This is a genomic window from Agrobacterium sp. 20P9.1.2, from assembly GCF_057799395.1.
In genome coordinates this window covers 1-25,315 of sequence record NZ_JBYOKI010000002.1, presented here as the reverse complement: position 1 = coordinate 25,315, position 25,315 = coordinate 1, and the positions used below count along the sequence as shown (strand labels likewise).

Below are 25,315 nucleotides of genomic sequence, written 5' to 3'. Positions count from 1 at the left end.
TCATGCAGTTTTCAGGCAAATCCGTCATCATCACCGGTGCCGGCAAAGGGATTGGCCGGGCCTGTGCCAAAATCATGTCGGAGCGAGGGGCAGAAGTGGTCGCCCTCAGTCGCACCGCCTCCGATCTCGACAGTCTGCGCGCTGAAATCGGCGGTCGCTCGGTTGTCGTTGACCTCGCCGATCCGGCAGCGACGCGCCGGGCCATGGCGCAAGCGGGAACAGCGGATTTTCTCATCAACAGTGCTGGCATCAATGTGCTGGAGTCGAGTTTCGACATGACGGAAGAGGGCTACGAGGCCGTCATGGGCATTAACTTGCGGGCAGCCCTCATCACCTGCCAGGAGTTTGGCCGCGCGCGTGTTGCAGCTGGCGGCGGCGGGGCTATCGTCAACATCACCTCCATCGCCGGGCACCGCGGCTTTTCCGAGCACCTCTGCTACGCTGCCTCAAAAGCGGGGCTGGAAGGTGCCACGCGCGTCTTCGCCAAGGAATTCGGCCCCCACGGCATCCGCGTCAACGCCGTCGCGCCGACGATTACGCTCACCGAACTCGCAATGGCCGCCTGGAGCGATCCGGTCAAGTCGCAGCCGATGATGGTACGCCACCCAGTCGGCCGCTTCGCCGAGGTTGACGACGTCGCGCGCACGATTGCCGCGCTGCTTTCGCCAGATACGGCCATGGTCAACGGTGCTGTTCTGAGCGTTGACGGGGGCTTTCTGGCGGTTTGACGGGATGGCCCTCAGATCGACGTCGCGACTCGATGTGGCCTTTTTTGGGCTAGCTTCATTGCTGAAGCCGTTATAAAGATGATTATAATAATCATGTATTATGGCGCTTAGATCGATGCAGTTGGTCGCGTTAGGCGACCGCAGCCGTCGAGTGAAGTCCGTTTATGAGTAGATCATTGCTGCACCTTTTGACGACGGAGGAAGAGGGCCGGTTGAACCGCTTTTTCCGTCAACGCCTTCGAGACCGAGAAGAGGCAGCTGATGCAATGCAGGAGACCGCTTTACGCGCATTGCTGGTCTCGCAAGCGACCCTAATTGAAAACCCGAGGGCGTATCTTTTTCAGATCGCAAAATCTGTTGCACGATTAACCATCATTCGGCAGTCGCGGGACCGTACGCTGTCGACCCCCTTGGAAGACGGGCTTGCCATACCCTGTGAGAGGCCGGATCAAGAGCAAATTGTCGCGGGACGCCAACATCTTATTATCATGGCGCGCGAGATTGAGAGTTTGCCAAAACGCTGCCAGCAGGTTTTCGTGCTGAGCCGCATTCATGGATTTTCCAATGGCGAAATCGCAGCCAGACTCGGCATATCCCGAAATATGGTGGAAAAGCACATCATAAAAGCCCTACTCCACTGCCGTGCAGCCCGCGCAAAAATAAATCTATGATAGAACGTCAGGCGCTCGTGTCTTTCTCACTCTTTATATAAAGATGCACACTTGATCCGATACGAGAACGGCGATCTTTCCATGCGCAAAAAACACAGCGACCTGCCGGATGATGGTCTTGCCGAGGAGGCAGCCTTGTGGGTGGCGCGCATGCAGTCATCCGATGCGACAGAGACGGATCACAGTGCGTTTCAACAATGGCTCGCATCGCATCCCTCGCATCCTCCCGCCTATGACGAGATGAAAAGCCTGTGGGGTGATATGCGCGATGTGCATGTTCCCCTTCCTGTCGATCGAAAGGGCCTTTCGTCTAGCCGCGCCGTGGCGATTACCCTCGGTGTCATCTGTCTTTTGAGTTTGGCAGCTCTGCTGTTCCAGCAAATCGGCGTTGTCGATCGTTTGCAGGCGGATTATTACACGGCTGTCGGTGAAACCCGTGTCGTTACTTTAGAAGACGGGACGCAGGTGGCGCTCAACACCGATGCGGCTATCCAGATTCGTTATACGGCGCGGGAGCGCCGCATCGTTCTTCTGCGTGGCGAGGCTTTCTTCGATGTGACGAAAAATCCGCAACGTCCCTTCATCGTCGATAGCGATGGATTGACGGCAAAAGCGCTTGGAACCCATTACTCCGTGCGGGCCGAAAACGGCTCGTTGCCGCAGGAAGTTCAGGTGGAGGAAGGTCAGGTCGAGGTGGCGACGCAAGCCGGTGCCGCGCTGTTGGGCGCAGGCGATGTCGTCACGCGCGACATCGATGGAAAGCTGCTTCGCTCCAAACAGGACGTTGCCAACAACACGGCTTGGCGCGAAGGCAAGCTCGTTTTTTCCGGCCAGCCGTTGCGTGAGGTTTTGAAAGTCCTCGAGCAGTATCGCCATGGCCGGATCGTGGTACTCGATGAGCGGGCTGCGCGACTGAACGTTTCCGGCATCTTCGATCTCAAGGACACCGATCAGGCGCTTCGTATTCTGGAGGCCGATCTCCCTGTCACGGTAACGAGGCTCTCCGGCATGATGGTTGTCGTCCGCTCCCAATAGTTTTTTTTGGAAAACCACGTCAGGATGTCGGGCCGCTTTTCACTCTAGGTCAGCAGAACGCATTGCGCCGTTGCGCAGTGAACTGCTGATCAGGTGTGGAAGGGACATGAAATGACTTTTGCGAAGAGGGTGCGTAAGCCGCTCTGGCTAACAACGACTGCGATGATTGGACTGTCGATCGCGGATGTGTCTGGAGCGACATATGCCAAGGCTCAAAACGCCGCTCCCGCAGCCGCAGCAAACACCCTGTCGGTTCCTGCCGGGCCGTTGGAAAGCGCCATTCTCACGCTTGGGCGGCAGGCCAACTTGCGTATGCTTTACCCCTCCGCAATCACCAAGGGCAAAATGACATCCGGCGTCCGGGGACCCCTCAGCGTTTCTGCCGCAGTGACCCAACTTCTTGCCGGCTCCGGTTTGAGCTTTTCGATCACAGGCGCCAATACCGTTCGAATTTTCGATCCTTCAATGGCTGGAAATCAAACCACAGCAAGTGCCAATGGCTCCACGGTTCTGGAAACGATTGTCGTTCAGGGCGCTGGAGAAGATGGCGTTGAGGGCATCGCGCAGACGGACGGCTATGTTGCCAAATCGGGACGCACCGCCACCAAGACGGATACACCGATTGCAGAAACGGCACAGTCCGTGTCGATGGTCAGCCGCAAGCAACTGGATGATCTCAAGCCGCAAAACCTGACGGAAGCCGTCAGTTACACACCCGGTGTCCGTGCAGGCCAGTACGGTGCCGAGCCGCGCTTCGACGCTTTCAAGGTTCGGGGCATCGATTTGACCACGACAGGCATCTTCCGCGACGGTCTGCGGCAGGTCTCGAGCCCCAATGGCAGTGCCCGTCTTGAGCCTTATGGTGTCGAAGCCATATCCATTCTGCGTGGCCCTGCCGCGTCGATATATGGAGCCAGCAGTTCCGGCGGCATTGTCGATATCATCTCCAAGCGACCAACGGAGGAGACCCTTCGTGAAGTCGAGGTTCAATATGGCTCTTTCGGCAGAGTTCAGGCTGCGTTTGATCTTTCAGGCGCCGTTACCGAGGACAAAAGCGTTCTCTATCGGCTGACAGGTGTAGCACGCGACGCCCGCAATGAGGTCAGCGCTATCAAGGATGACAGGCTGTTCATTGCGTCAGCGATCACATGGCAACCGGACGATGGAACCAAGCTGACCATCCTCGGCGAATATATGGACAGCACCACCGGCGGGACGTGGGGATATATCAACAATTACGGTTCCAGCGGAACCTCGATTGGCGCTACGCCGGTATATGGTGGAGACAAGCGCTTCAATGACTTTGATCAGAAGCAGTGGCGCATCGGTTACGAGTTCCAACACGAACTGAACGACAATGTCACCTTTTACAGCAAGGCGCGATATTCAGGGCTCTCATCCGACCAACAATGGGTTTTCGACCGCTATCCCGGGATCACCATGGAGGATAATGACGGCATATCCGCCGACAACTTCATAAAGACAGAGTTCGACACCGGCCCGGCGAAACACACATTGGTGACCGGCGTGGATTTCAGCCACATGTCCTATACGTCCAAGCAGGGTAGTGGATCGCTGCCCTTCACGGACAGTTTCACCTATGTGCCGGACGTATCCCTTTTGCTGACACAGCGCATGAACACTATCGGCATCTACGCGCAGGACCAGATCGAGATCGATGCATGGCGGCTGACGGCAGGCATTCGCCACGACTGGCTGGATACGGAATATCGCGCGCAGACAGTGGGCGGAGCCACAGCACCCAGCTACGAAGGCGATGACGCCAAAACCACAGGCCGGGCAAGTCTGGGTTACGTGTTCGACAACGGCGTGATGTCCTATGTCAGCTACGGTACGTCCTTCGTTGCCAATCCTGGTGTCATCATCACCACCGGCTCCGTCACCGGACAGGCCGTGCCCACGGAAGGCAAGCAATATGAACTGGGCGTCAAGTTTGCCCTCCCTGAATACAACGCTTTGTTCAGTGCCGCTTTCTTCAACATCGATCAGGACAATGCCACCGTCTATGAAACATCCTCGGGCCTGAACCTGCTGCGCCAGCTCGATCTGCGGTCACGCGGTATAGAACTGGAAGCCACCGCTTCGCTGGACAACGGCTGGAGCACCATCGCCGCCTATTCCTACAATGATGTGGAAATCACCCGGCTCACTCCTGAAACACTGGGCAAGCAACTGAATTCGACGCCCTACCATACCTTCTCCCTGTGGGCGGATTATGAGTTCCAGAGTGGCACCCTTGAAGGGCTCGGCATTGGTGCCGGTGTGCGGTATGTCGGCTCCAGCTTCGGGGACAATCAGCACACGCCTGTTCTCAACAATGAAGCCCGAACATTCGTCGATGCATCGCTGCGCTACGATCTCGGAAAAGCGATATCGTCGCTCGAAGGCGTCAAGCTGCAGGTTAACGCTACCAATCTGCTCAATGATGTCAAACAGGTCTGCACGACAGGTTTTTGCTACTATGACGAAGGCAGAAAAGTCGTTGCCAGCGTCAAGTATCGCTTCTGATCATGCAGCAGAATTTTGGACCTGAAAGGCCATCGCCCATTGCCGTCTTCATGGCGGTGGGAGGTCTCTATATCGGGCAAAGCATCATCGGCGGATTGACGTTTCTCGGTCTTCCAACCGTTTTAAGAATGGCTGGCCTTCCGCTCGACCAGATCGGTCTTCTTTATCTGGTCGTTCTGCCATGGGCGCTCAAATTTCTCTGGTCGCCCCATATAGAGCGTTACCGATTGCCAAAGGTGGGCAAAAACCGATCCCGCATCATCGTGGGTGCGGGTGTCGTCCTTTGCGCGTGTGGGCTTGTGGTTCTTGCGTTCACGGGTCCATCACCGGTGATGATGGCAATCGCCATTCTGTTCGTGGTCGCAGTCGTCACAGCAACGGTCGACATCGCCTGTGACGGTTACGCAGTCGAAACTCTCGCCGCCGAACATCACGGCTGGGGCAACGCAGCTCAGGTCGGAGGTTCTTATCTTGGCTCCGCCATCGGCGCGGGCCTGTTCCTTGTACTTGTCGATTATTATGGGTGGCAGGCCGCGACATTGGTCATGGCGGGCCTTTTGTTACTGTTGGCGTTGCCATTTGTTTTCGGACCTACCTCGAAAGCAAGGGTAGAGATCCGCGATAGCACACCCTCCATTTTCTTGGCACTCAAGCGGCCTCAAATTCGCGGGGGCCTCGTGATTGCAGCGGTTTATGTCGCAGCTCAAAAATGGGGGCTGGCGATGCTCGGACCATTCCTTGTGGATTACGGCTTCGATCTGGCGACATTAGGAACATTCAACGGAGCCGGTAGCATGATTGTCGGTTTCGGCGGTGCACTGCTTGGGGGGCTTCTCGTGCGCCTATATGGGCCCTCGCGTGTGCTGACGCTGTCGATTGCTGCCCAAATCTTTCTGCTCTGCGCCTTCGCGTGGTTTAGCCTTCACCGTGAAACCGCGCATTGGATCGTCATGATGGTGGCTGTGACCAGCTCTTCTGGCGTCATGTCGATCGGTTTTGTTGCGCTTTACGCCTGTTTCATGGGCTGGTCCGACCCTCGGCAGGCTGGGGTCGATTTTACTCTATTCCAGTGCATGGATGGAATCGTCAGCATGGGTGGCGGCATCGGTTCGGGTGCGATAGCGGAGCGCTTCGGCTATCACACGGCGTTCATCGTCGCCGCTGTTGTTTCGGGCTGCGCAATACCGATCATATCAACACTGTTACGCCGCCAGTGGCCCAGTCATTCAGTGAAGGATATAAAGCAATCAAGCTGAGCAAACTTTCAAAGGTACGTGGCGCCTGCTCTGAGGCAGGACTCTGGTCTATTCAGACCGTTTTTGTACACCAAAGCAGAGGCAAAACTTAAAGCGATACTTGAACAGCTGTGGCCAAAAGACGATTAGCAAAGAGCAAGGGCAGGTCTAGCGTCGTGAGGAGGTCATGCCCCAGATGAAGCCGACCAAGGCGGCGATCCCGACTGCCTGCATAGGTCTCTCGCGTACGCGATCCCTGACATTGTCAGCCATTGTTGCGCCGCGATAGGCCACGGTCTCTAGTTCGCCTTTTAGCGCCGCGACGCCTTCTCGGGCATCAGAGTAGGTGTCATCGTGCTGGATCGCTACGGCTTCGAGAGCTTCATCCACAAGAGGCGCCGCAGTAGCCTGACCGACGTCAAGATAGCCGGAGCCTGTTGCCACGGCACCAGTGACTGCCGTGGTCGTGGCTGAAACAGGATTTAAGCCTGGGAACGTGCGCTCAAGCCCCACGTCTAGAGCGTCAGGCTCGTCGCGCTTTGTCTGTTCGTCATCTTCGAGTGATTGTACGGCTGGAGATTTGATGTCAGGCATGGCGTTGCTCCCGGTTCCTTCCCAAACCGAGTTTAACTCTCAAAGTTCCTTGCGATCGGTATTCATCCGTAGGCAGCTCACAACGCTCATGTCATGATCGCTGAATTGAATCCTGGACGGGTCGTGTTTTGACAATGCTCACGGTTCAAGAGCCACCACTTCGAAGAGGATGGAAGGCATGCAGTTCAAGCTCGAGCGCTTTATCGCCCCGCAGAAAATTACCTACGAGGTTGCGCTCGGCGAGCTGCGCGCAGGCAAGAAGCGTTCGCACTGGATGTGGTTCATCTTTCCGCAGATATCAGGCCTCGGCCGCTCTGAAACGGCCCGCCTCTATGCCATTTCCGGTCTTGTGGAAGCGCGAGCCTACCTTGACCATCCTCTGCTTGGAGCAAGGTTGGTGGAATGCACCGAGGCCATGCTCAGCCATTCGGATCGCAGCGCGCATGACATTCTCGGTTCTCCGGACGATATGAAATTTCATTCCTGTATGACGCTGTTTTCCGTTGTGGAGGGGAACAGCGCGCTTTTCCAATCCGCGATCCATCGCTTCTATGATGGTAAACTCGATGATGAAACGCTTGCCCGCCTCTAGCCGAAACTCCGAAGCTGCTCGGAGTAGTGTTCTCTCGTATGGGAAAGTGACATCTGCTGACGTCTTGATGTCTGGCTTGCGCTGACAACGCAAACGGGCCTTACCGGAGCATGGCTCTGACATCAGCAAGAGACTCTGCCACCAGATCGAACGGACGCTTTCCGTCGTTGTCCTTGATGTTTTTGTCCGCTCCGCGGACAATGACGGCTTCGAAATTGGGCGCGGAATCTTCATAGGCTTCATTTTCCGCAGCATAGTGGAGCATTGTGCGCCCTCTGTCGTCACGCGCATTTATGTCTATGCCCAAGCCAATCAGAAAATCCAGAAACGCCACTTCGCTCGGAAAGGTTTGGCGAGGGAGCCAATGATGGCTCGTCAGATTGTGAAGAAGCGTTTGTCGCCCCGGTTGAAGCGTCATTGGATCGACGCCTCTGGCGGCAATCAATTTGAAACTCATTTCATCGAAACAATAGGCGAGCGTTGTGCGACCGTCGGCGCTGTGGCGTTTCGGGTCCGCGCCGAGTTCCAGCAGCGCCGTTATGGGGCTGTCTCCCGTCAACTTCCCGGTCAGTAATGCGGATTGAAGAGGTGTATATCCCACAACATTCTCTTCGTCCGGGGCCACCTCAAGCGCGTTGATATCGGCACCTGCACCGACCAGCAGGCGCACCTTTGCGCCGGTGCGGGCGGAATGAAGCGGCGTCGAGCCACGTGTGTCTCTTATGTTCGGATCGGCTCCATGTGCGAGCAACACTTTTGCGGCAGCATCATCGCCCCAGGCAAGCATAGTCAGTCCGTTGTCCCAACGAGCGTCGGGATATGCGCCCCCCTCAAGCAGAGCTTCCAACATCTTGATGTAATCTGCGTGGCTGATGTGCCATTTAAGCTGCTTCTCAATCTCTGATCTGAGCGACGAACCACCGACGTCGTAGCTCTCTTTCAGCGTGTCATGGTATTCCTCCAGCGTCATGGAGGCGACCACACCGCGGGATACGACGAGATCGTGCAGGGGCCAGTAGCGCTGATTCTTCCACCCATTGATGCGAGCGCCATGCTCGATAAGCCAGCGAACGGTTGCAAGCGAACTTTCTTTAACCGCAACATTCAGTGGCAATAGCCGCGTGTTGAGCGTTGCGCCAACCTGAAAAAGGCGTTCGATCATCGCCGTATTGTTGTTGCGTATTGCGTAAGATATCGCGGTGTAGAACTCTTCGCCCCACACCATTTCCTCCATCATCCTTTGACTGGCGGGCACGCAATCCGGCTTTGCACCTGCCAGAAGTGCTGAATTCACGCCCGAAAGCGAATTTGCACGCGCAGCCTTGAGCAAGGCGACATCTGCTATCGTCTTCTCGACCACGGCGACCGGCGGTTCGTCCGGTTCGCTGCCGTTCATGTTGCGCCCCGTCCACGTCAGCCACGCCTTGGCGCCTGGTGTGTCTGCATTCAGGTAAACTAGCTGCAACACGCAGTTTTGACATCCTATTACCGAACTACAGTGGAGCAAGGACCTTTCGCCCCCTCGGCCATCGGCCCAGAAAATCAGAGCCGATGGACGTCTCAAGCGGCCATATCCCTTACTCAGCAGTCGCCTGGATATCGACCTTATCCAACAGAAGCATCGGGTCTTCCGATGCGGCGATCAGATCGAAGATGCCGAGGCCGTTGGGGCCTGTCGCTTTGGCGGTGACCGTCAAGGTGCCTGGGTCGCTGGCGAAGCGGGCGAGGGCTTCCATTGCATTCTGGAGTTTGGGTTGTTCGCCCGCAATCTGCATCAGTATGACATTGACGCCTAGGCTGAGGGTCCCGCGAACCTGATCCTCGGTCATGTCGTTTTGCAGGGCGTAGAGCTTGATCGCTTTCGCCATCATACCTTCGTCTTTGACCGTAAGCTTCATTTCCCGACCCGCGAGTCCGAAAAGCGCAGCCTGGGCACGGTTGATGTCGAGGGAGAAGAATTCCTTCGTGAAGCCGCTGATGAGGCCGGAAAGATTGACGCTCCCGAAATCCTTGCTGCTGATAGAAACGTCGCGGATATTGAGACTGTCGCTTCGTTCATCCCAGCCCGCAGAGAAGCCATAGGAGAAGGTCAGCGCGTCCAACCCCAGCTTGCGCGCCTCGATGAAGATTTCCTCCGACGAGCCTGCCGGGACGGGTAGCGAGAGGTCATCCTGCCTGATTTCAATATCGGTGGGGATGCCGTTGAAGGGCTTTGTTAGGGCCATTTCGAAATTGCGAAGCGAGAACTTGATGCGCTCGGGCGTTCCGGTTGTTTCGCCGTCCGGCTGTTCGGGTGCAGTCGCATCAATGTTGATCCCGCCGAGACGAATTCGGCCAAACTCCGGCATGAGACGCTGAAACTGAAAGGTTGCCAGTCCGGCTTCATCCAGCCCGACGATTTCGGAGAGACCTTTTGCGGTTGCAGTCCAGTCGAAGCCCTTCAGGCTGAACTCATCAACTCCAATTTTGTCGTTGTCGCTTCCAATCCGCATTCCATTCATGGCGAAGTCGACCTTGCGACCGTCCATCTGCATGTCCATACGGTCGATTTCGCCTTTGACCCTTTTCCCTGTCGACCCTTCTTCTTTATCCGGCACATCTGCCTTGAACCCGAGCAACTGCATGCTGCTCTTGCCGAATATGTCGAAAATTGAGAGCGCTTTGGTCAAAGCCGCTTTTTGCTCGGCTGGTGGAAGCTCATTGGGATTTTTGTTCGCTGTCAGTGCAGCTATGGTGTCCGCAAGTGGTTCGGCTGGCATGCGGACGCTAAAGCCGTCGCTGCGGATTTCATCATAGCCAAAACGTGCGTCGCCCTCGGAAAACGATATGTTCTTGACTGAGAGCGGACCGTAAAGCGGTTTTGCTTCCTTATCGTTGGGGCCTGCCTTTTCCGAATAAATTCTGGCGAGGTAAGCGAGGTCGATATCCTGGCCGGTCAACACCCCGTTCGATCCGACAACGTGCTTCTTTTTCAACTCGCCGCTGGCATCGGGCAAATCCATCTGGATGTCGTAGCTGGCCGTCTCAATTGAGTAACGCGCGATGCGGCCGTCGGTAACGTCTGTGAGAGCCGCGTTCTTGTAGGTGATCTTCTGCTGCAGGGTCGGAGTGGACTGGGTGAAGACCATCTCAGGCGTGGAGATGCTCTTTGCCGTAAAGAGCTCGATCCGTCTTGAAAGAGCGTTCGCGCGCTCTTGGTCCGACACGCCCTGCTTTCTCTGGAAAGCAACATTTTCGACGCGAGCCTCAGCCATCGATATCTGTCCGGTGGGCGCGTCGATGGTAACGTCTTTCATCTCTAGAATCCCATCCAGAAATGATAATTTCGGTCGACCATCGATTGCCGCGATACGAATATTCTTGCCATCTTCAAGCGGCAGGGTCAGTTCGCGAACGTGAACCTTTCCCAGAAAATCAACATCGACGGAACCTGCTGTTGCACCGCTGCGAGCGATCAAATCCTTGACTTTCCCTTCGTAGAAAATCTTTGCCCCCATGCCACCGGCTACGACAACAGCGATAAGCGCTGCGGAAATCCAAAGCGCCTTGGACTTACGCTTGCCGTTCTGGGAATTTGCCTGTTCCACGAATTGGTCCTCTCCAACACATATTAAGTTGAAGGTCTTTTAAGCACGCGAAAGTTGCTTAGCAAGTGGCTGTTAAAGGTCGGCAGTAATTACACAAATGACCGTTGGCGAGCAGCCCCATAGTGGCATGTGAGCTATCAAATTCTCCTCTTGATAAAAGTCCAAACTCTGTTAATCGGTAAGATGTCAGACCAATTAATCGCGTTGGGACTTGTATGAAGCAGGGTGCCGGAAGTGCATTGATGACGCCTTTGCCCGCTGTCGACCGGGTGCGACAGGTTGAGGTCGCGCTTTCGGAGTTTGTCGAGCGTGCGGGATTGAAGGCGGGCAGCCGATTGCCGGCGGAACGGGAACTGATGCTGGCTCTTGGCGTTGGCCGCTCCACCATTCGCGAAGTCATCCGCAAGTTTCAGGCGCTGGGCGTTATCGATAGTCGCAAAGGCAGCGGCAATTATCTGATCAAGCCTATTTCCGGCGCGACTGTGCACATGCCAATCTCGATTGAGGCCGAAAGCCTTCGTGATGCGTTGCTTATGACGCTGGAAGTGCGGCGCGGCATAGAGGTCGAGGCGTCCATGGCGGCTGCACGCCGCAGGACCGATGACGACGTTGAGCGGATGCGGCTGCGGCTTGAGGAAATGGAGCGGGTCCATCTTGCCGAGGGTACGTCCGGCAAGGCCGACCTCGCTTTCCATCTGTCCATTTACGACGCAACCCATAATTCGCTGTTCAAGCAACTGCTGGAGCAGATGCGCGAAGGCTTCGAACGTTTCTGGTCCAAGCCGTTCGACAGGCCGGATTTCGCCTCTCGCTCATTTCCATTTCACCGCACGCTTTTCAACGCGATTGTCGCCCAAGACGCCGGTGCTGCGCGGGCGGAAACATTGAAAATCCTCGCAATTGTCGAGGAAGATATCAAGGACATGTCCAAATGAGCGATGGCTCCGATCTTTTCGATCCCGCATCTCTAATCGTAGCCCATGATGGCGTGCATGCTTTCGACGCGGTCGTGCCGCCAATCGTGCAGACGTCTCTGTTCACCTTCTCCAGTTATGACGAAATGGTCGCCACCTATCGCGGGGAAAAGAGCCGCCCGGTTTACACCCGCGGCTTGAACCCCACGGTGCGCATGTTCGAGGAAATGCTGGCCAAGCTTGAGGGAGCGGAAGATGCGCTTGGTTTTGCGAGCGGTATGGCAGCGATTTCGTCCACCGTTTTGTCATTCGTGTCGCCCGGAGATCGTATCCTTGCAGTACGCCACGTTTACCCGGATGCCTTCCGTCTATTCGGCACGTTGTTGAAGCGCATGAACATCGAGGTCACCTATGTGGATGGCCGGGATGAGGCGGCTATCGAAAAGGCGATGCCCGGTGCGAAGCTGTTCTACATGGAAAGCCCGACAAGCTGGGTCATGGAAGCGCATGACGTCGGCGCGCTGGCGGCAATTGCAAAACGCCATGGCGCCATCTCGGTGATAGATAATTCTTGGGCCAGCCCCATCTTTCAAAAGCCCTTGTCGCTCGGTGTCGATCTGGTTCTCCATTCGGCATCGAAGTATCTCGGCGGACACAGTGATGTCGTTTCGGGCGTCGTCGCCGGTTCCAAAGGCATGATCGACCGCATCCGTACGGAAGCCTATCCCTATCTTGGTGGCAAGATGTCACCCTTCGATGCATGGTTGCTAATACGCGGTCTGCGTACGCTGCCAATCCGCATGAAGGCACATCAGGAATCGGCGCTTGAAATCGCGTCACGGCTAAAGGCGCTCGATGTGGTGGAAACTGTCTGCCATCCCGGCTTGGCGAACCGTCTGCCTGCTGGCCTTAACGGCACTTCCGGCCTGTTTTCCTTCATTTTCCGCGAGGGTGTCGATGTACGGGCCTTCGCTGACCGGCTTAAGCTTTTCAAACTTGGAGTTTCCTGGGGCGGGCATGAAAGTCTGATCGTCCCCGGTGAAGTGGTGCTCGAACAGAAAGCGCAGCCAAATTCGGCGCATACGTTCGGCATCAGCCCGCGCTCCGTGCGCCTGCATGTCGGACTGGAGGGCACCGACGCACTTTGGAATGACCTTGAACCCGCGATCAGGGAGGCTTCCGCCGCGGCCTGACGTTTCTAAAGAACCGACCAAAACAAAAGGGAGAACGAAATGAAAAAACTGGTAGTAGCAGCATTCTTCACCGCCATGATGGCCGGTACGGCGCTTGCCGATACAAGCCTGAAGCTCGTGGAAGTCATTACAAGCCCTGAGCGCACGGAAGTATTGAAAACTCTCGTCGCGAAATTCGAGGCTGCCAATCCCGGCACGAAGGTCGAGATCATTTCGCTTCCCTGGAACGAAGCCTTTCAAAAATTCGCCACCATGGTTTCAGCGGGCGACGTTCCAGACGTCGTTGAAATGCCCGACACCTGGTTGTCGCTCTATGCCAATAACAACATGCTCGAGAGTCTGGAGCCGTATCTGGCAAAGTGGGAGCATACCGCTGGTCTGAGCGAACGTGCCCTGGAACTGGGCCGCGATGTCAAGAAGACGGCTTACATGCTGCCCTACGGCTTTTACCTGCGCGCCATGTTCTACAACAAAAAGCTTCTCGATCAGGCCGGTGTGAAAGAACTGCCGAAGACGCTCGATGAGTTTGCCGACGCTTCGAAGAAGATTGCGGCCATTCCCGGCAAATACGGTTACTGCCTGCGCGGCGGTGCTGGTGGTCTGAACGGTTGGGTTATGTTCGGCGCGGCGATGGCGGGTTCGAACGAGTTCTTCACCAAGGAAGGCAAATCTACCTTCGATAGCCCCGGCTGGATCAAGGGCCTGACCTATGTCATAGACCTCTACAAGAACGGTTATGCGCCGAAGGACAGCGTAAACTGGGGCTTTAACGAAATCGTTGCGGGTTTCTATTCCGGCACCTGCGCGTTCCTGGATCAGGATCCGGATGCTCTGATTGCGATTGCGCAGCGCATGAAAGCGGAAGATTTCGGCGTGATGACAATGCCTAAGGGTCCTGATGGTAAAGCGTTCCCGACCATCGGTTTTGCCGGCTGGTCGATGATGGCAACGTCGAAGGACAAGGACCTGTCCTGGAAGCTTATTGAAACACTCGAAGGGCCAGAGGGCAATATCGAGTGGAACAAGAAGACCGGCGCTCTTCCCGTCCACACTTCTGCGGAGAAGGATCCCTTCTACGCTAGCGAACAGTTCAAGGGCTGGTTCGAGGAGTTGGCAGACAAGAACGCGGTGCCAACCACCATGCCGACCTATCTCCAGGAGTTCGCCTATTTCAAGGATTCGCTCGTCATCAAAACCTCGCAGGAAGCTCTTCTGGGTGACATCACACCGGAAGACCTTGCCAAGCAGTGGGCCGATTACATGACGAAGGCTCAAGAGAAGTTCCTGTCTACCAAGTGAACGAGACACGCAGCGCGCTCAAAAGGGCGCGCTGCGTGACCGCGCCGCAAGACCGGAACACCTGGGATCAGCGCATGGCGTCTTATGCCGCCATGACCTTATGTCGCTGAGGAGCAAGACATGTCCTACACTCAAAACGCCGGGCCTATGGCGCAGCGTAGACCCGCATTACGCCGGCGGCTTGCTATCGCAGCCGAGCCCTGGCTCTACAGCGCACCCGTACTGGTCCTCATCATAACCGTGATGATGGTGCCGCTGTTGCTGGGTCTTTCCTATGCGTTTCGCGATGTTCAGCTGCTCAATCCGTTTTCCGGCGGCTTTGTGGGGCTTGATCATCTGAAAGCGTTGTCGCAGGACACTGCATTTTATCGCGCTCTCAAGAACACTCTTTGGTGGACCGGCGCATCGGTTTTCTTGCAGTTCTTCTTCGGCCTTATTCTTGCGCTGCTTCTCGACAAACCTTTCGCAGGGAGAGGACTGGCGCAGGCACTGGTTTTCCTGCCCTGGGCCGTTCCGACCTTTTTGGCAGGCCTGAATTGGGCATGGCTGTTCAATCCTGTCATTGGCCCGCTGCCGCACTGGTTGACGTGGCTTGGAGTGCTATCGGCTCCCAACAACATCCTTGCCGACCCGAGTTTGGCAATGTGGGGCCCTATCATCGCAAATGTCTGGTGGGGCATTCCCTTTTTTGCCATCACTCTGCTGGCCGCTCTACAGGCCATACCCCGCGATCTCTATGAGGCTGCATCCATAGACGGGGCCAGTCCGCTTCAGCGCTTCACATCGATAACGCTTCCCTTTCTCGCGCCGACGATTGCTATAACCGTGCTACTGCGCACAGTGTGGATCGCCAATTTTGCCGATCTCATCATCGTGATGACAAATGGCGGCCCGGCGGATCGAACGCAGATCGTTGCAAGCTACATTTTCACGCAAGCCTTCAAGCGGCTGGATTTCGGTTATGCCTCGGCAATCGCCCTGGTGCTTTTGGTGCTTCTGCTTGCCTACTCCATGCTGATCGTCATCATGCGCCAGCGCCTCATCGAGAAGGATTGACCCATGACCGGCAAAATTCTCGTTACCGTTTCGCATCGTCTGGCAATCCTCGCCTACATCGCCTTTGCGCTCTTTCCACTGTTCTGGCTGCTCAAGGTTTCGGTGACGCCGAACGACCTGCTGTACAGCGAGGGTGTCCGCATCTGGCCGTCGCGCGCGACCTTCGATCACTACAGGTTCGTGATCGAAAACAGTGCCTTCCCGACCTTCTTCAAGAACAGTGTCATAGTGGCGGGATCAACTGCTTTTGCCGTGACGATTTTGTCGTCTCTATCGGGTTACGCCCTCTCGCGGTTCCGCTTTCGTGGCAAATACTGGATCATTGCGCTGATGCTGATTACGCAGATGTTTCCGCTGGTCATGTTGGTGGCGCCCATCTTCAAGATGCTTTCACCGCTTGGGTTGACCAATAGCCTCACCGGGCTTGTCATCGTCTACACCGCGTTCAACGTGCCCTTCGCTACATTCCTGATGCAGTCCTTTTTCGACGGCATTCCGAAGGATTTGGAGGAGGCCGCGATGATCGATGGTGCCAGTCGCTTCACGGCGTTCCGGCAGATCATCCTGCCTTTGACGCTGCCGGGAATAGCCGCGACGCTGGGCTTCGTCTTTACTGCGGCGTGGAGCGAGTTGCTCTTTGCGCTCATGCTCATCTCAGGAAACGAGAGTGCGACATTCCCGGTCGGTCTGCTGACGTTCGTCTCAAAGTTCTCGGTCGATTTCGGGCAAATGATGGCGGCGGGCGTTCTCGCGCTCATTCCGGCGTGCCTCTTCTTCCTGCTTATTCAACGATATCTCGTGCAAGGCCTGACGGCTGGCGCGGTGAAAGGATAAATCCATGGCCTCCATCGAGCTTAACCGCGTCGTCAAGTCCTATGGCGATCATCCTGTCTTGCACGGCGTTGACCTTTCCATTGCGGATGGCGAGTTCGTCGTTCTCGTCGGCCCATCCGGCTGCGGTAAGTCCACCTTGCTGCGCATGATCGCTGGGTTGGAGGAGATCACGTCAGGCACGCTTTCCATCGACGGGCAGATGGTCAACGACCTGAAACCGAAGGACCGGGATATCGCCATGGTTTTCCAGTCCTATGCTCTCTACCCCCATATGAGCGTCGCGGATAATATGAGCTACAGCCTTCGTCTGCGGCGCAGCCCCAAAGAAGTGATTGCCGCCGCCGTCTCGTCCGCATCGAGCAAACTTGGGCTCGACCCCTATCTCGCACGTCGCCCGAAGGCGCTGTCCGGTGGACAGCGTCAGCGTGTCGCCATGGGACGCGCCATCGTGCGACAGCCAAAGGCATTCCTGTTCGATGAACCGCTGTCGAACCTTGATGCTCGTCTACGGGAGCAGATGCGGGCCGAGATTAAACGCATGCACGCAGACCTCGGGGCGACTTCGGTCTACGTCACACATGACCAGATCGAAGCAATGACCCTGGCCTCACGGATCGTGGCGATGAATGAGGGCTACGTTCAACAGATCGGAGCGCCGCTCGATCTCTACGACCGACCTGCAAACCTGTTCGTCGCGGGTTTCATCGGGTCGCCGGGAATGAACTTCCTTGAAGGGCATTGTGTGCAGAAGGCAGAGGGCAGCTATATGGCTCTACCCGACGGCAGCGAACTTGGTCTTGGCAGAAAACTTCCGATCGAACACGGCGAAGCGATGACGCTCGGTATTCGACCGGAGCACGTTATCGTAGCTCCTCAAGCGGGGGGTGTTGAGGCGCAGGTCGAACTGGTAGAGCCTACAGGTCTTGGGATCATCCTGCACTTAAAGGTGCACGACCTGCCCTTCAAACTATTCTCATCCGACCGCGCGTTGCTACAACCAGGCATATCGATCAGCGTTGGTCTGCCTGACGATAAGCTCCATGTCTTTGACCGAGATGGAAGTAGGGTTGAAGGGGGATTGAGCGATGGATAGGCGGGCGGGTCTAATGTGAAGCGCAGACCGCGCCCTCTGAACCGAGCTAGCGACCTGTCTTCAGACAACCCGCACCGGCATCTGCATTGCCTACAATGATTATTGTCTAACCCGCCCAAGACGCTCAAGAAGCGTTTCGATGGTCTGGGAGATTGGCAGCTCAGGTGGATGGTCCAGCTTCGTGCGCTGGCGATAGGATGGGCTTGTCGAATACCAGTCGATTAGGGCTGACGCCACTTCGGCGGCCCTCTCATCCGTTTTCCCGATATTGTTTTCTTCGCACCACGCAGTGTGAAACCGGTCTATCTCTTCAAGATCGTCAGATGACAGCACAGACAGGGTAGCGTTGGAAGGGTAGGGGTCCATTTTACACCGTAAATGAGCGGTTTTAGGTCGTGACTAACAACAACCGCTGGGCCACTTTGTTCCCGGACCACCCGTCACGCATTGTTGTAACGCGCAGAAATCCCACCAAACCTTCGCATTAGGCGTCATGCTCATTCGTTGCCGTGGTGCAACGCTTGCTTCATTTCTAATTTCGAAAATACCGGAAAACAAAAGACGTCATAGACAGCTAAGGCGCAATCAACCACCCTCAACCTATCGGCGGGGGCTGATTCAAAAAGGTTTTCAGATGAAAAGTCTTCTCAAGTTTACGGGCGTGTTAGCACTGCTGGCATCGTCTGCTTCTGCCGCAGACCTTGCTGTTCAGAACGAGCCTGTCGTTGTCGCCAATCCCGGCGGTTTCTACCTCGGTACATTGAGCAGCCTGACATTTCTGGACGACACGGACTTTAGTGCGGTAGGTTCGGACTTCAACTCGGATTATGATCTCGGCACGTACAGCGCTTTGAGAGCCGGTTACAGCTTTGGTTCATACGGGTTCATTTCGCCTCGTCTTGAACTTGAAATTGGCTATGGCCGTGCGGATGTCGATGAGCATACGGTCGATGGCATCGGCGCTGGAGGTGGATCATTCGGCTCAGCCAGCACCATCCAGGGCTACGTCAACGGCTATCTCGACGTGCCAACCGGCACGGCGGTCACACCTTATCTGGGTGGCGGTGTTGGCGCCATGAACCTCAAGCTCCGTCGCCAGGGCACATCCGGCACCGGCGTTCAGATGAACGACGACGATACGAAGTTTGCCTATCATCTGGATGCGGGCGTTGGCATAGACCTCAGCACGATTTCGTTTTTGCGTGATACGAACCTCTTCACCAACACGACATTCGACATCGGCTATCGTTACACAGCTGCAAATGATTTCGATTTCACAGCGAATGATGGCACGACATCAAGCACCGATTTCAGCAGTCACGCCGTTACAGTCGGCTTCCGCCGCCAGTTCTGATCAGGTGAGGGCCGCATATATAGCGGCCCTGCAACACTTCGACGTTTGCTCGTTGCGTCCGCCAGAAACCGATGTGCGATGGCGATCTGTAGAGCGCCGTCGCCAAGCTCAACCGGACCTTGCCTTAACACAGCGCAAGTGAAAGAAATTCCTCATTACATTCGGGATCGCCCATACATAGGCGCTCATAGCCACGGTCAACAGACGCGCCGAGCGCTCTGGTAGTGGTGATCAAAGACGTCATCCAATATTCAAGAAAATGTCGGCAACATGTCACGGGACCTAGCTAGTACGGCGATGGTTTTGCTCGCTGCGCCTGTCTCGTCCTTCACGATCAATCCACTTTCTCAGGAAACTCTGTCATGACCTCCATCATCTCTGCCGTAGGCTTTTGCAACGCCACTGGCCCTGGTGATATTTCCACATTGGATTCGTCCTTGAGAATTATTGCTGACAAAGGCGCAAACGCCTGTGAAATCGGCATTTACGGCGAGGAAATCATATCCGGTGGCCGTATTATTGAAGATCGCACGCGGCGCGTGACCGATATCGTCAAGCAATACGGCTTCAAAAAATTGTCTCTCCATGGCCTGATCGTCTCTAACTTCATGGACCGCGAAAACCTGCATTTGCAAAAGAAGGTTGTGCGGGCGATGCTTGAACTGTGCGATCGGCTTGGTGCAGGTGTCCTTGTTCACCACTGTGGCCACGCCCAACTCACAGATGGCGTGACGGGTGCAGATTTGGACCTGATGGAACGTGAAGCGCTTTTCGAAATGGCCGAAATCGCAAAAAGTTACGGCGTGCGGATCGTACTGGAAAACATCTTCACCACCGAGCCTAGACAGTACCGCCAGACGCCGCGTGAAGTCGCAGAAACCGTCAGAGCCGTTGGTCACGATAATCTCGCGGCATTGATCGATTTCAGCCACGCTTACATTGAGGCCACCTTCAAGGGGCTCGACTTTCGTGATGAGTTGCGCGCCATGGCCCCCGTAACTGGCCACTTACACGTTCATGACAGCTTTGGCCTGCCATATTCCATGAAGCAATTCTATCACCCCGCCGAGGCGACAGCACTGGGTATCGGCGATCTCCATCTGCCAATTGGTTGGGGCGATATCCCTTGGGAAGACATTTTCTCTGAACTGACCTTCATGCCCGATACGACGCTTATCATGGAAATTGGAGCAGAGCGCTTTGCCGATCAGCAATCCGCGTGTTTGGAGCGTGCGCTCAAACTCGCTGATGCTGTGAACCGGCGACAATCTTAGTTCTCGCATTTGATGGCCAGTACGATGAGGGCGCGATTTTGGTCTTGCTTGGTGCCGCCGGTGTGATCAAGGTCCCTGACATAAAAGCTGTTGAACGCCAAAATAGACCAACGCTAATTGGAAAGCTCATAGTATCGTGTCAGGTTCCCTCCGAGGAATGAGTTAGCGAGGGTCGGTAGGACTTTGCGAGAGCCAATGCGACGGTATCCTCCTGCAAAGAAAGATACGCTTCGAGCCAGGCGATCTGGAACGGCTTGAGCTTTTCTTTTCGTGTCTGGAAGCTCTGTTTGGTCCCGGCGATATCCGCGACGACTTCAGGATTTGCCAGTGCGGCAATTGTGAAGTCTACGATTTTATCGAGCTTGCCGCCACATACATCCAAGCTGTCCGGCTTTGAAGAGTGGAGAATACGAGCCGTCATCACGATGGGGGCGACGGCGTGTAACTGATAGTGGAGTGCTTTGTCCTTTCGCTTCATTTCCTCCGGTAAGCTGCCGTCGGGACTTGCGGAGCATATCAGCATCTCATTTGTCTTCGCGCCCCAATCCAAAAGCTTCTGCTGTCCGGTAATAGCGCCCACCTGTGCTGCTGCAAGACCAGCCCATGCCCGATGATTGTTCCGCGAAGCCATGGGTGGAGCTTGCGTGTCAAAGTAGACAATCTGTTTTTGCGTGAGAGCGACTAACCATTGCTGAATAGAGCTGGTCTCTGTGGCAGATGGCTTTTCGACGGTCAGGGCCCGGGCGTAGGCTGCTGAGATACCGGCAATTCGGGACGATAGTGCAAGATGAGCATTCATGGTTTCAGCCTGCGTCAAAGCCCCAGCTTGCGCCCAGCCTGACAAGTTGCGAAAAATGCATTTCGCAGCCGCGCTTGCTTTCTTTTCATCGAGTGTTTTGTTGGCCAGGTCCGCCAAATTGCGAATGAAGCCATCGATGGGTGCAAGCGATTTTTCGACCTCAGCGTTTAGCTTTTCATCGATTTCCGAACGGGATTTATCATCATCCTTGTATCGGGAAGGCAAATCGATATTTACGATCGGCTTCGTTGCTGCGGGGCAATCGTCTGCGGCGAAGACATGGGTTTGGAAAAAGCAGATGCTTAGACCCAGGGCGAGTGCCGCATATTTGAGGAAAAATCCTGTCATATTTCTATTCCTCAATTGATCTTCGCGTTCATGCCCACCAACATTTCTGCGGCTTCGTCGCTGCCAAGGTCAGATGCTTTGCGCAGCCAGACCCGAGCCTCATCCAGAGAAACCGGCCCGCCAATGCCGTAGGCGTGATTTCGGGCAAGGATCAACATTGCAGGCACATCATTGAAGTTTGCTGCCGTCGCGAGCAACGTTTGCGCCTGTTTGAAGTCTTCTCCGGGCCTTGGTTCCGTCACGATAAACTTTGCATATTCTCTCATACCACCCGGATCTCCGCTATCTGCAGCAGCTTTATAAATACTGTGCAGATCGATTTTCGAAAGGATGAGAGATTTCACCGGTGTGTTCATTTTCTTGATGCGTGCAACTCGTTCATAAAGCTGGTCAGGCGTCGCATTCTTGATCGATGACAGAACGACGCTGGCGGCCTTGTCCTTCGAGTAACTCTTCTTGGCGGGATCGGAGTAATGGCTCAAAAGAACCATTTCTGCTTTCATATCACCAAAGCGCACGGCATCTTCATAAAGAGCGAGAGCCTTGTCGGAAATCTCCTTGCCCTGACCGTCCGATGCAACGTCGCCAAGAAGTCTGAACCGCCAACCTCGGCGTTCGGTCAGTTCCTCGGCAACACTCGTCCAGCTGTCAGCCTTTGCACGGTCGATCGGGCCGTAGGCTTTCGCCAAAGCAAAGGCATTTTCGAAGTTGCAGTCCATAATGGATGAAGCCATTGATAGAAGGCGGCTTTGTTCACCGACAGAGCCTTCGGCCCACCAGCCCATTGTCCATTCTTTTCCAGGGTCAGATTTCCAAGCCGGGAAAATGCCCAGGCGGGAGGCTGAGGAAGTTCCGAAAGCTTTCGCAATGTTTCCTCATATGCCTGGATGGAGCGGAGATCGTCAGTATCGGCTCTGTAAAGGGCGGCAAGATGCGTCAGGCTGGCGCGATTGCCCTCATCCGCAGCCTTGATGAAATACTCTCGGGCCAGCGCTTCGTCCTTTGTGACAATGGCGCCCGCATTGTAAATCTTGGCTAGTTCCACCATCGCCGGTATCATGCCGTGGTCGGCAGCCATTTTGAGATAACGCAGCAGAATGTCGTTATCCTTTTCGATGGCCGTGCTTTCCATATGGTAGCGGGCCACTTTCCAGGCAGCCGTCCCATCACCCAAATCCGCGGCAACCCTCAGCCATGCCTCAGCAATGCGTCGATCTGCCGCGACGACTTCACCCTTTTCGAATTCTCGCGCGATACGCCCAATACGCTCGCAAATTCTGTCGTCCAGCTTGCCGACCATGGAACCCAGCGCCATGGTGATGGCCAAAGACGGCTCCATATCCCAGCCGGGTGTGGGCTTCCCATCCAGTTGCGCCTTCGCCAGCGTCAACAAGGCATCAGCATGGCCGTTCGATGCTGCCCGCACTAGCAATTTTTCGACTGCCTCTTGCCCGCCTTGATCCTTGACGATGCCACTCGCGATGAGGTCTGCCGCCATCTTCATTTCACGCGCAGACATGCCATTGCCAAGCTCGAAAAGCTTTTTCAGCAGGCCTGACTGCTCAAGCTCTGCGATTTCACTGGCTCGCAAATAGAGCGAGATGCGTTCCGCCATGACGTCATTGGCAGAGAGGTCGTTTCGCTCACCCAGACGCTCGACCATGCTATCGACAATCTGGAAATTCCGTGTCGCATCCATGTCGCGCAGACGCTGCGCTTCGCGCAGGATGATCCAGCCTTTCGTGTCCGGCAGCGTCTTGCGATCCCAGGCGGTCCAGCGCTTTGAGATATCGTCGTCGGTCGCGCGTTGGATGCAGATATTTGCGGGCTCCACTGCCGGGGGCAGGAACTCGATTTTGAGCGGCTCTGACGCCGCCGCCCACGCACTCGCGCTCGAAAAGGCTAACATGACAGAGGAAAGCAGGACGCCGATAGCGCCACGGTTTCTGGGAGAAAAGGACATCATGGCCTCCTATCGCTGCAAAAGGTTGTTTTCGAGTGCGACGGCGCTGTAGCGACCGTTTGCACCGCTGATGACAATGGAGTAGGCGGCCTTTCGCTTGATATCGATCGTCTCCGTCGTTGCAATGGCAGCACCGTCTTTCTGTATCTCGAAGGCCAGTGACAGCGGCGCTTTTAACGCCACATCCTTGCTTTCACCGGCTGCCACGCCTTTGAGCGCTACGGCCTTTGCTGCTGGAACAAACAGGTCGACGCTGGCTAGGTCACTGAGATTGTAGAGGTAAAGCTGTGCCTTGGCGGGATCGTTCTTGACCGCGTCACTAAAGACCCGCTCACCGGTTCCCCCCATCGTCATCGTGTAATATTTGCCCGGTTCGACCGTCATGACCCTGCTTTGTCCGCCAGAGGACACCTCGACGGAGCCGGCATCCACATTCACATAAGGCGAGACGCCTTGCGTCGGTGGCACCGGCTTTCCACCAATCGTGGCGGATTGCTGATCAAAGCTGACAACCCGCACGAACGAGGCCTTGGGATCGGCCGCCTTGCCGTATAGTCCGGCATCCTGTGCATACCCGGCGGTAACTGTGAAACCTGCGACCAGTACGGCTATCGAAAACGTCGTTTTATGGTTCATATCAGTTGTCCTTTGTGCTGGCCGAGTGGCAAATGCTCACACCGGCGCTTTCGGGAGACAGGGTGTCGAATGTGATTTGGACGTTCTTGACCGATTTGGATCTGGCATCGAAGGGGAAGTAGTAGCGTCCACTCGATGCCGCCCGGGCGGGTCGTGAAATCTGCGTTTCGATGACGTCACCGTCTTCAAGCCCAACACGCAGCATGGCTGAACGGCTGTTCTCATTACCCGCATAGGCCAGGATGACAGACGGGCCTTCAAGGCTTTCGGGCTTTAGCGCCACATCGAGTACGTTTGCGGTTGAGGTGGAGAATGTCGGTGATGCCTCGCTATCGCAAACTTTGACTGCGGCGGCGGCAAGCTCGCGCAAGGGCGCATCTCCAAATTTGCCGAGATTGTTGTAGATCGGGTTTTCCCAGATCAGAAAGCGGGGCCGCTTCTCTGCAAAATTGGCGGAGGTTATGTAAGCGGTGATGGAGCCGAACTGGTTTCCGCCTGAGACAGCATAATTGTTGACGGATGTTCCCAGTTCCTGGGAAAGGAAGCCTGCAAAATTGGCTGGAGCGAGATCGGAAAAGCTCGTGCCGACAAGCGCAACCTGTTCGCCCTGATCTGTATTGCCGAAGATATCAAGCTGCGCGCCAGCCGTTGGTTAATGACTTCTCCTGTTTTGTATAAAGCGTTTTCGATATAGACCTTTTTTATCTTAAGTTCGATTTCAATGCCATTGTATCTGTCGATGCTATCAAGCTTGAATATTGACCATAGTAATGGATTAACGTCTTTCGAAGGACGGATTTTTTCCACGAATATTTCAAGGGATTCTGGAAATATGCGGGCTATAGGTGACTTTTCCATCGCTTGCTTAAGATCGACTTCAGTATTTGCGAACGGAAATGCGGTGTTTTGTGGGGTTTGTGAATTCTCTGATATTATCTGAGTTGTAACGTGATCTAGCGCTGAACGAAGATTGCTTATGACGTCCCCAGCTAACAAACTGAGGTCTGCCGGTATTTTTTTTACGTCTACAAAGATGGAAAATTGGTGGGAAACCTCATCTTTATCGTAGGCGAACGAACAAATATTTCCCTCACTGCAAATCCAATTCAATGCTTTCTTGAGGTCTTCGATTCTATATCTTGCCCACTCGGCTCTTATCCTAGCGCGTCTAAATAAAGTGCGTGGCATCCTAATCCTTTCCTGCACAATTTCGGTTCATGCATTCTCAGGCAGTAGTCTGATTGCGATCGAACCTAAACTCTCGGTATGGTATAAACACTTCTGGAGCAAGGGTGGATGCTGATGGAGTTGTGAGCCGACCTGACGTTGCCCCGCAAGTTTTATCCAGCTTTGAGTTCGCGCCAGCGGTTTTTGGGTTTCTGTCTTCGGGGCGGTAGTGGCGGGTGGCGGTGCGGAGCCATTCCGGCTGCGCAGCACCGCATTACGTCGCGGGTTGTTGGTTTGAGCGAACTCGGCAGGCGTCACCAGCCAAGTCCAGAATGTCGTCGATGATTGTTGTAATCGCTGCGCCAGTTTAGAAGTTCTGATCGAGCATGGGTCAGCGACGAGAAGAGCGTTTTG

At 55.3% G+C, this 25,315-nt stretch carries 23 protein-coding genes and 2 pseudogenes; 14 read left to right on the top strand and 11 right to left on the bottom strand.

Annotation, left to right across the window (positions count from 1 at the left end; genetic code table 11):
- Positions 1-2 precede the first annotated feature (2 nt).
- The 5 genes from AC27VJ_RS06010 (at position 3) to AC27VJ_RS05990 (ending at position 6,219) form a co-directional block, all read left to right on the top strand.
- A complete protein-coding gene (locus tag AC27VJ_RS06010) occupies positions 3-728 on the top strand; it encodes an SDR family oxidoreductase (RefSeq protein WP_488683223.1) in 726 nt (241 codons plus the stop codon).
- A gap of 212 nt (positions 729-940) precedes the next feature.
- Positions 941-1,399, top strand: a complete 459-nt coding sequence (locus tag AC27VJ_RS06005; RefSeq protein WP_488683222.1) for an RNA polymerase sigma factor — start codon at positions 941-943, stop codon at positions 1,397-1,399.
- A gap of 81 nt (positions 1,400-1,480) precedes the next feature.
- Positions 1,481-2,434 carry a FecR family protein gene (locus AC27VJ_RS06000; protein ID WP_488683221.1) on the top strand — a complete coding sequence of 318 codons (954 nt, stop codon included), beginning with the start codon at positions 1,481-1,483 and terminating at the stop codon, positions 2,432-2,434.
- Between the two features lie 111 nt (positions 2,435-2,545).
- On the top strand, positions 2,546-4,963 hold the full coding sequence (locus tag AC27VJ_RS05995; RefSeq protein WP_488683220.1) for a TonB-dependent siderophore receptor: 2,418 nt from the start codon (positions 2,546-2,548) through the stop codon (positions 4,961-4,963).
- Positions 4,963-6,219, top strand: a complete 1,257-nt coding sequence (locus tag AC27VJ_RS05990; protein ID WP_488683785.1) for an MFS transporter — start codon at positions 4,963-4,965, stop codon at positions 6,217-6,219. Before AC27VJ_RS05995 ends, AC27VJ_RS05990 begins: the two co-directional genes overlap by 1 nt.
- A gap of 147 nt (positions 6,220-6,366) precedes the next feature.
- Here the strand turns inward: AC27VJ_RS05990 and AC27VJ_RS05985 are convergent, their stop codons facing one another.
- Positions 6,367-6,792, bottom strand: coding sequence for a hypothetical protein (locus AC27VJ_RS05985; RefSeq protein ID WP_488683219.1), 426 nt, complete (start codon positions 6,790-6,792; stop codon positions 6,367-6,369).
- Positions 6,793-6,970: 178 nt separating this feature from the next.
- Between AC27VJ_RS05985 and AC27VJ_RS05980 the strand changes: the two genes are divergently transcribed.
- The gene (locus AC27VJ_RS05980; protein WP_488683218.1) at positions 6,971-7,384 is read left to right on the top strand and encodes a DUF1810 domain-containing protein; all 414 of its coding nucleotides are present in this window, start codon (positions 6,971-6,973) and stop codon (positions 7,382-7,384) included.
- Positions 7,385-7,484: 100 nt separating this feature from the next.
- Here AC27VJ_RS05980 and AC27VJ_RS05975 read toward each other — a convergent pair whose 3' ends face one another.
- Positions 7,485-8,780: an ankyrin repeat domain-containing protein gene (locus AC27VJ_RS05975; RefSeq protein WP_488683217.1), complete on the bottom strand. Its 1,296-nt coding sequence runs from the start codon at positions 8,778-8,780 to the stop codon at positions 7,485-7,487.
- Between the two features lie 181 nt (positions 8,781-8,961).
- Complete coding sequence (locus AC27VJ_RS05970; protein ID WP_488683216.1) at positions 8,962-10,971, bottom strand: hypothetical protein; 2,010 nt, start codon at positions 10,969-10,971, stop codon at positions 8,962-8,964.
- Positions 10,972-11,213: 242 nt separating this feature from the next.
- Here AC27VJ_RS05970 and AC27VJ_RS05965 point away from each other — a divergent pair, with 242 nt between their 5' ends.
- The 6 genes from AC27VJ_RS05965 to AC27VJ_RS05940 all read left to right on the top strand — a co-directional run bounded on the left by AC27VJ_RS05965 (position 11,214) and on the right by AC27VJ_RS05940 (position 17,360).
- The gene (locus tag AC27VJ_RS05965; protein ID WP_113085889.1) at positions 11,214-11,906 is read left to right on the top strand and encodes a FadR/GntR family transcriptional regulator; all 693 of its coding nucleotides are present in this window, start codon (positions 11,214-11,216) and stop codon (positions 11,904-11,906) included.
- On the top strand, positions 11,903-13,078 hold the full coding sequence (locus AC27VJ_RS05960) for a PLP-dependent transferase (RefSeq protein ID WP_488683215.1): 1,176 nt from the start codon (positions 11,903-11,905) through the stop codon (positions 13,076-13,078). The genes AC27VJ_RS05965 and AC27VJ_RS05960 overlap by 4 nt, the downstream gene beginning before the upstream one ends.
- A 39-nt stretch (positions 13,079-13,117) precedes the next feature.
- Complete coding sequence (locus AC27VJ_RS05955; RefSeq protein WP_488683214.1) at positions 13,118-14,377, top strand: ABC transporter substrate-binding protein; 1,260 nt, start codon at positions 13,118-13,120, stop codon at positions 14,375-14,377.
- Between the two features lie 120 nt (positions 14,378-14,497).
- On the top strand, positions 14,498-15,433 hold the full coding sequence (locus AC27VJ_RS05950) for a carbohydrate ABC transporter permease (RefSeq protein WP_488683213.1): 936 nt from the start codon (positions 14,498-14,500) through the stop codon (positions 15,431-15,433).
- Between the two features lie 3 nt (positions 15,434-15,436).
- Positions 15,437-16,267, top strand: a complete 831-nt coding sequence (locus AC27VJ_RS05945) for a carbohydrate ABC transporter permease (RefSeq protein ID WP_113085837.1) — start codon at positions 15,437-15,439, stop codon at positions 16,265-16,267.
- 4 nt (positions 16,268-16,271) lie between these two features.
- Positions 16,272-17,360 carry an ABC transporter ATP-binding protein gene (locus AC27VJ_RS05940; protein WP_488683212.1) on the top strand — a complete coding sequence of 363 codons (1,089 nt, stop codon included), beginning with the start codon at positions 16,272-16,274 and terminating at the stop codon, positions 17,358-17,360.
- Positions 17,361-17,459: 99 nt separating this feature from the next.
- On the opposite strand, the gene AC27VJ_RS05935 is transcribed toward AC27VJ_RS05940, so the two are convergent.
- Positions 17,460-17,726, bottom strand: a complete 267-nt coding sequence (locus tag AC27VJ_RS05935; RefSeq protein WP_488683211.1) for a hypothetical protein — start codon at positions 17,724-17,726, stop codon at positions 17,460-17,462.
- A gap of 268 nt (positions 17,727-17,994) precedes the next feature.
- Between AC27VJ_RS05935 and AC27VJ_RS05930 the strand changes: the two genes are divergently transcribed.
- Positions 17,995-18,714 (top strand): outer membrane protein, encoded by a 720-nt coding sequence (locus AC27VJ_RS05930; protein ID WP_488683210.1) that lies wholly within the window; start codon positions 17,995-17,997, stop codon positions 18,712-18,714.
- Positions 18,715-19,076: 362 nt separating this feature from the next.
- Complete coding sequence (locus tag AC27VJ_RS05925) at positions 19,077-19,988, top strand: sugar phosphate isomerase/epimerase family protein (protein ID WP_488683208.1); 912 nt, start codon at positions 19,077-19,079, stop codon at positions 19,986-19,988.
- 139 nt (positions 19,989-20,127) lie between these two features.
- On the opposite strand, the gene AC27VJ_RS05920 is transcribed toward AC27VJ_RS05925, so the two are convergent.
- The 7 genes and pseudogenes from AC27VJ_RS05920 to AC27VJ_RS05890 form a co-directional block, all read right to left on the bottom strand.
- Positions 20,128-21,135 carry an alginate lyase family protein gene (locus tag AC27VJ_RS05920; RefSeq protein WP_488683207.1) on the bottom strand — a complete coding sequence of 336 codons (1,008 nt, stop codon included), beginning with the start codon at positions 21,133-21,135 and terminating at the stop codon, positions 20,128-20,130.
- Between the two features lie 11 nt (positions 21,136-21,146).
- A complete protein-coding gene (locus tag AC27VJ_RS05915; RefSeq protein ID WP_488683205.1) occupies positions 21,147-21,653 on the bottom strand; it encodes a tetratricopeptide repeat protein in 507 nt (168 codons plus the stop codon).
- A 101-nt stretch (positions 21,654-21,754) separates the two neighbouring features.
- Entirely contained in the window at positions 21,755-23,098 is a 1,344-nt protein-coding gene (locus AC27VJ_RS05910; protein WP_488683203.1) for a tetratricopeptide repeat protein, read from the bottom strand.
- A gap of 9 nt (positions 23,099-23,107) precedes the next feature.
- Positions 23,108-23,734 (bottom strand): alginate O-acetyltransferase AlgF, encoded by a 627-nt coding sequence (locus AC27VJ_RS05905; RefSeq protein ID WP_488683202.1) that lies wholly within the window; start codon positions 23,732-23,734, stop codon positions 23,108-23,110.
- Between the two features lies 1 nt (position 23,735).
- Positions 23,736-24,104, bottom strand: a complete 369-nt coding sequence (locus tag AC27VJ_RS05900; protein WP_488683201.1) for a hypothetical protein — start codon at positions 24,102-24,104, stop codon at positions 23,736-23,738.
- Between the two features lie 96 nt (positions 24,105-24,200).
- Positions 24,201-24,362 (bottom strand): annotated as a pseudogene (locus tag AC27VJ_RS05895) (alginate O-acetyltransferase AlgX-related protein); the annotation flags it as partial.
- A 712-nt stretch (positions 24,363-25,074) separates the two neighbouring features.
- Positions 25,075-25,315, bottom strand: a pseudogene (locus tag AC27VJ_RS05890) (integrase core domain-containing protein); the annotation flags it as partial.

Bases quoted from the DNA above. Each gene is read 5' to 3' on its own strand.
- AC27VJ_RS06010 (WP_488683223.1), top strand. From the start codon at position 3: ATGCAGTTTTCAGGCAAATCCGTCATCATCACCGGTGCCGGCAAAGGG.
- AC27VJ_RS06000 (WP_488683221.1), top strand. From the start codon at position 1,481: ATGCGCAAAAAACACAGCGACCTGCCGGATGATGGTCTTGCCGAGGAG.
- AC27VJ_RS05995 (WP_488683220.1), top strand. From the start codon at position 2,546: ATGACTTTTGCGAAGAGGGTGCGTAAGCCGCTCTGGCTAACAACGACT.
- AC27VJ_RS05985 (WP_488683219.1), bottom strand. From the start codon at position 6,792: ATGCCTGACATCAAATCTCCAGCCGTACAATCACTCGAAGATGACGAA.
- AC27VJ_RS05980 (WP_488683218.1), top strand. From the start codon at position 6,971: ATGCAGTTCAAGCTCGAGCGCTTTATCGCCCCGCAGAAAATTACCTAC.
- AC27VJ_RS05975 (WP_488683217.1), bottom strand. From the start codon at position 8,780: ATGAACGGCAGCGAACCGGACGAACCGCCGGTCGCCGTGGTCGAGAAG.
- AC27VJ_RS05965 (WP_113085889.1), top strand. From the start codon at position 11,214: ATGACGCCTTTGCCCGCTGTCGACCGGGTGCGACAGGTTGAGGTCGCG.
- AC27VJ_RS05960 (WP_488683215.1), top strand. From the start codon at position 11,903: ATGAGCGATGGCTCCGATCTTTTCGATCCCGCATCTCTAATCGTAGCC.
- AC27VJ_RS05955 (WP_488683214.1), top strand. From the start codon at position 13,118: ATGAAAAAACTGGTAGTAGCAGCATTCTTCACCGCCATGATGGCCGGT.
- AC27VJ_RS05950 (WP_488683213.1), top strand. From the start codon at position 14,498: ATGTCCTACACTCAAAACGCCGGGCCTATGGCGCAGCGTAGACCCGCA.
- AC27VJ_RS05945 (WP_113085837.1), top strand. From the start codon at position 15,437: ATGACCGGCAAAATTCTCGTTACCGTTTCGCATCGTCTGGCAATCCTC.
- AC27VJ_RS05940 (WP_488683212.1), top strand. From the start codon at position 16,272: ATGGCCTCCATCGAGCTTAACCGCGTCGTCAAGTCCTATGGCGATCAT.
- AC27VJ_RS05935 (WP_488683211.1), bottom strand. From the start codon at position 17,726: ATGGACCCCTACCCTTCCAACGCTACCCTGTCTGTGCTGTCATCTGAC.
- AC27VJ_RS05930 (WP_488683210.1), top strand. From the start codon at position 17,995: ATGAAAAGTCTTCTCAAGTTTACGGGCGTGTTAGCACTGCTGGCATCG.
- AC27VJ_RS05925 (WP_488683208.1), top strand. From the start codon at position 19,077: ATGACCTCCATCATCTCTGCCGTAGGCTTTTGCAACGCCACTGGCCCT.
- AC27VJ_RS05920 (WP_488683207.1), bottom strand. From the start codon at position 21,135: ATGACAGGATTTTTCCTCAAATATGCGGCACTCGCCCTGGGTCTAAGC.
- AC27VJ_RS05910 (WP_488683203.1), bottom strand. From the start codon at position 23,098: ATGTCCTTTTCTCCCAGAAACCGTGGCGCTATCGGCGTCCTGCTTTCC.
- AC27VJ_RS05905 (WP_488683202.1), bottom strand. From the start codon at position 23,734: ATGAACCATAAAACGACGTTTTCGATAGCCGTACTGGTCGCAGGTTTC.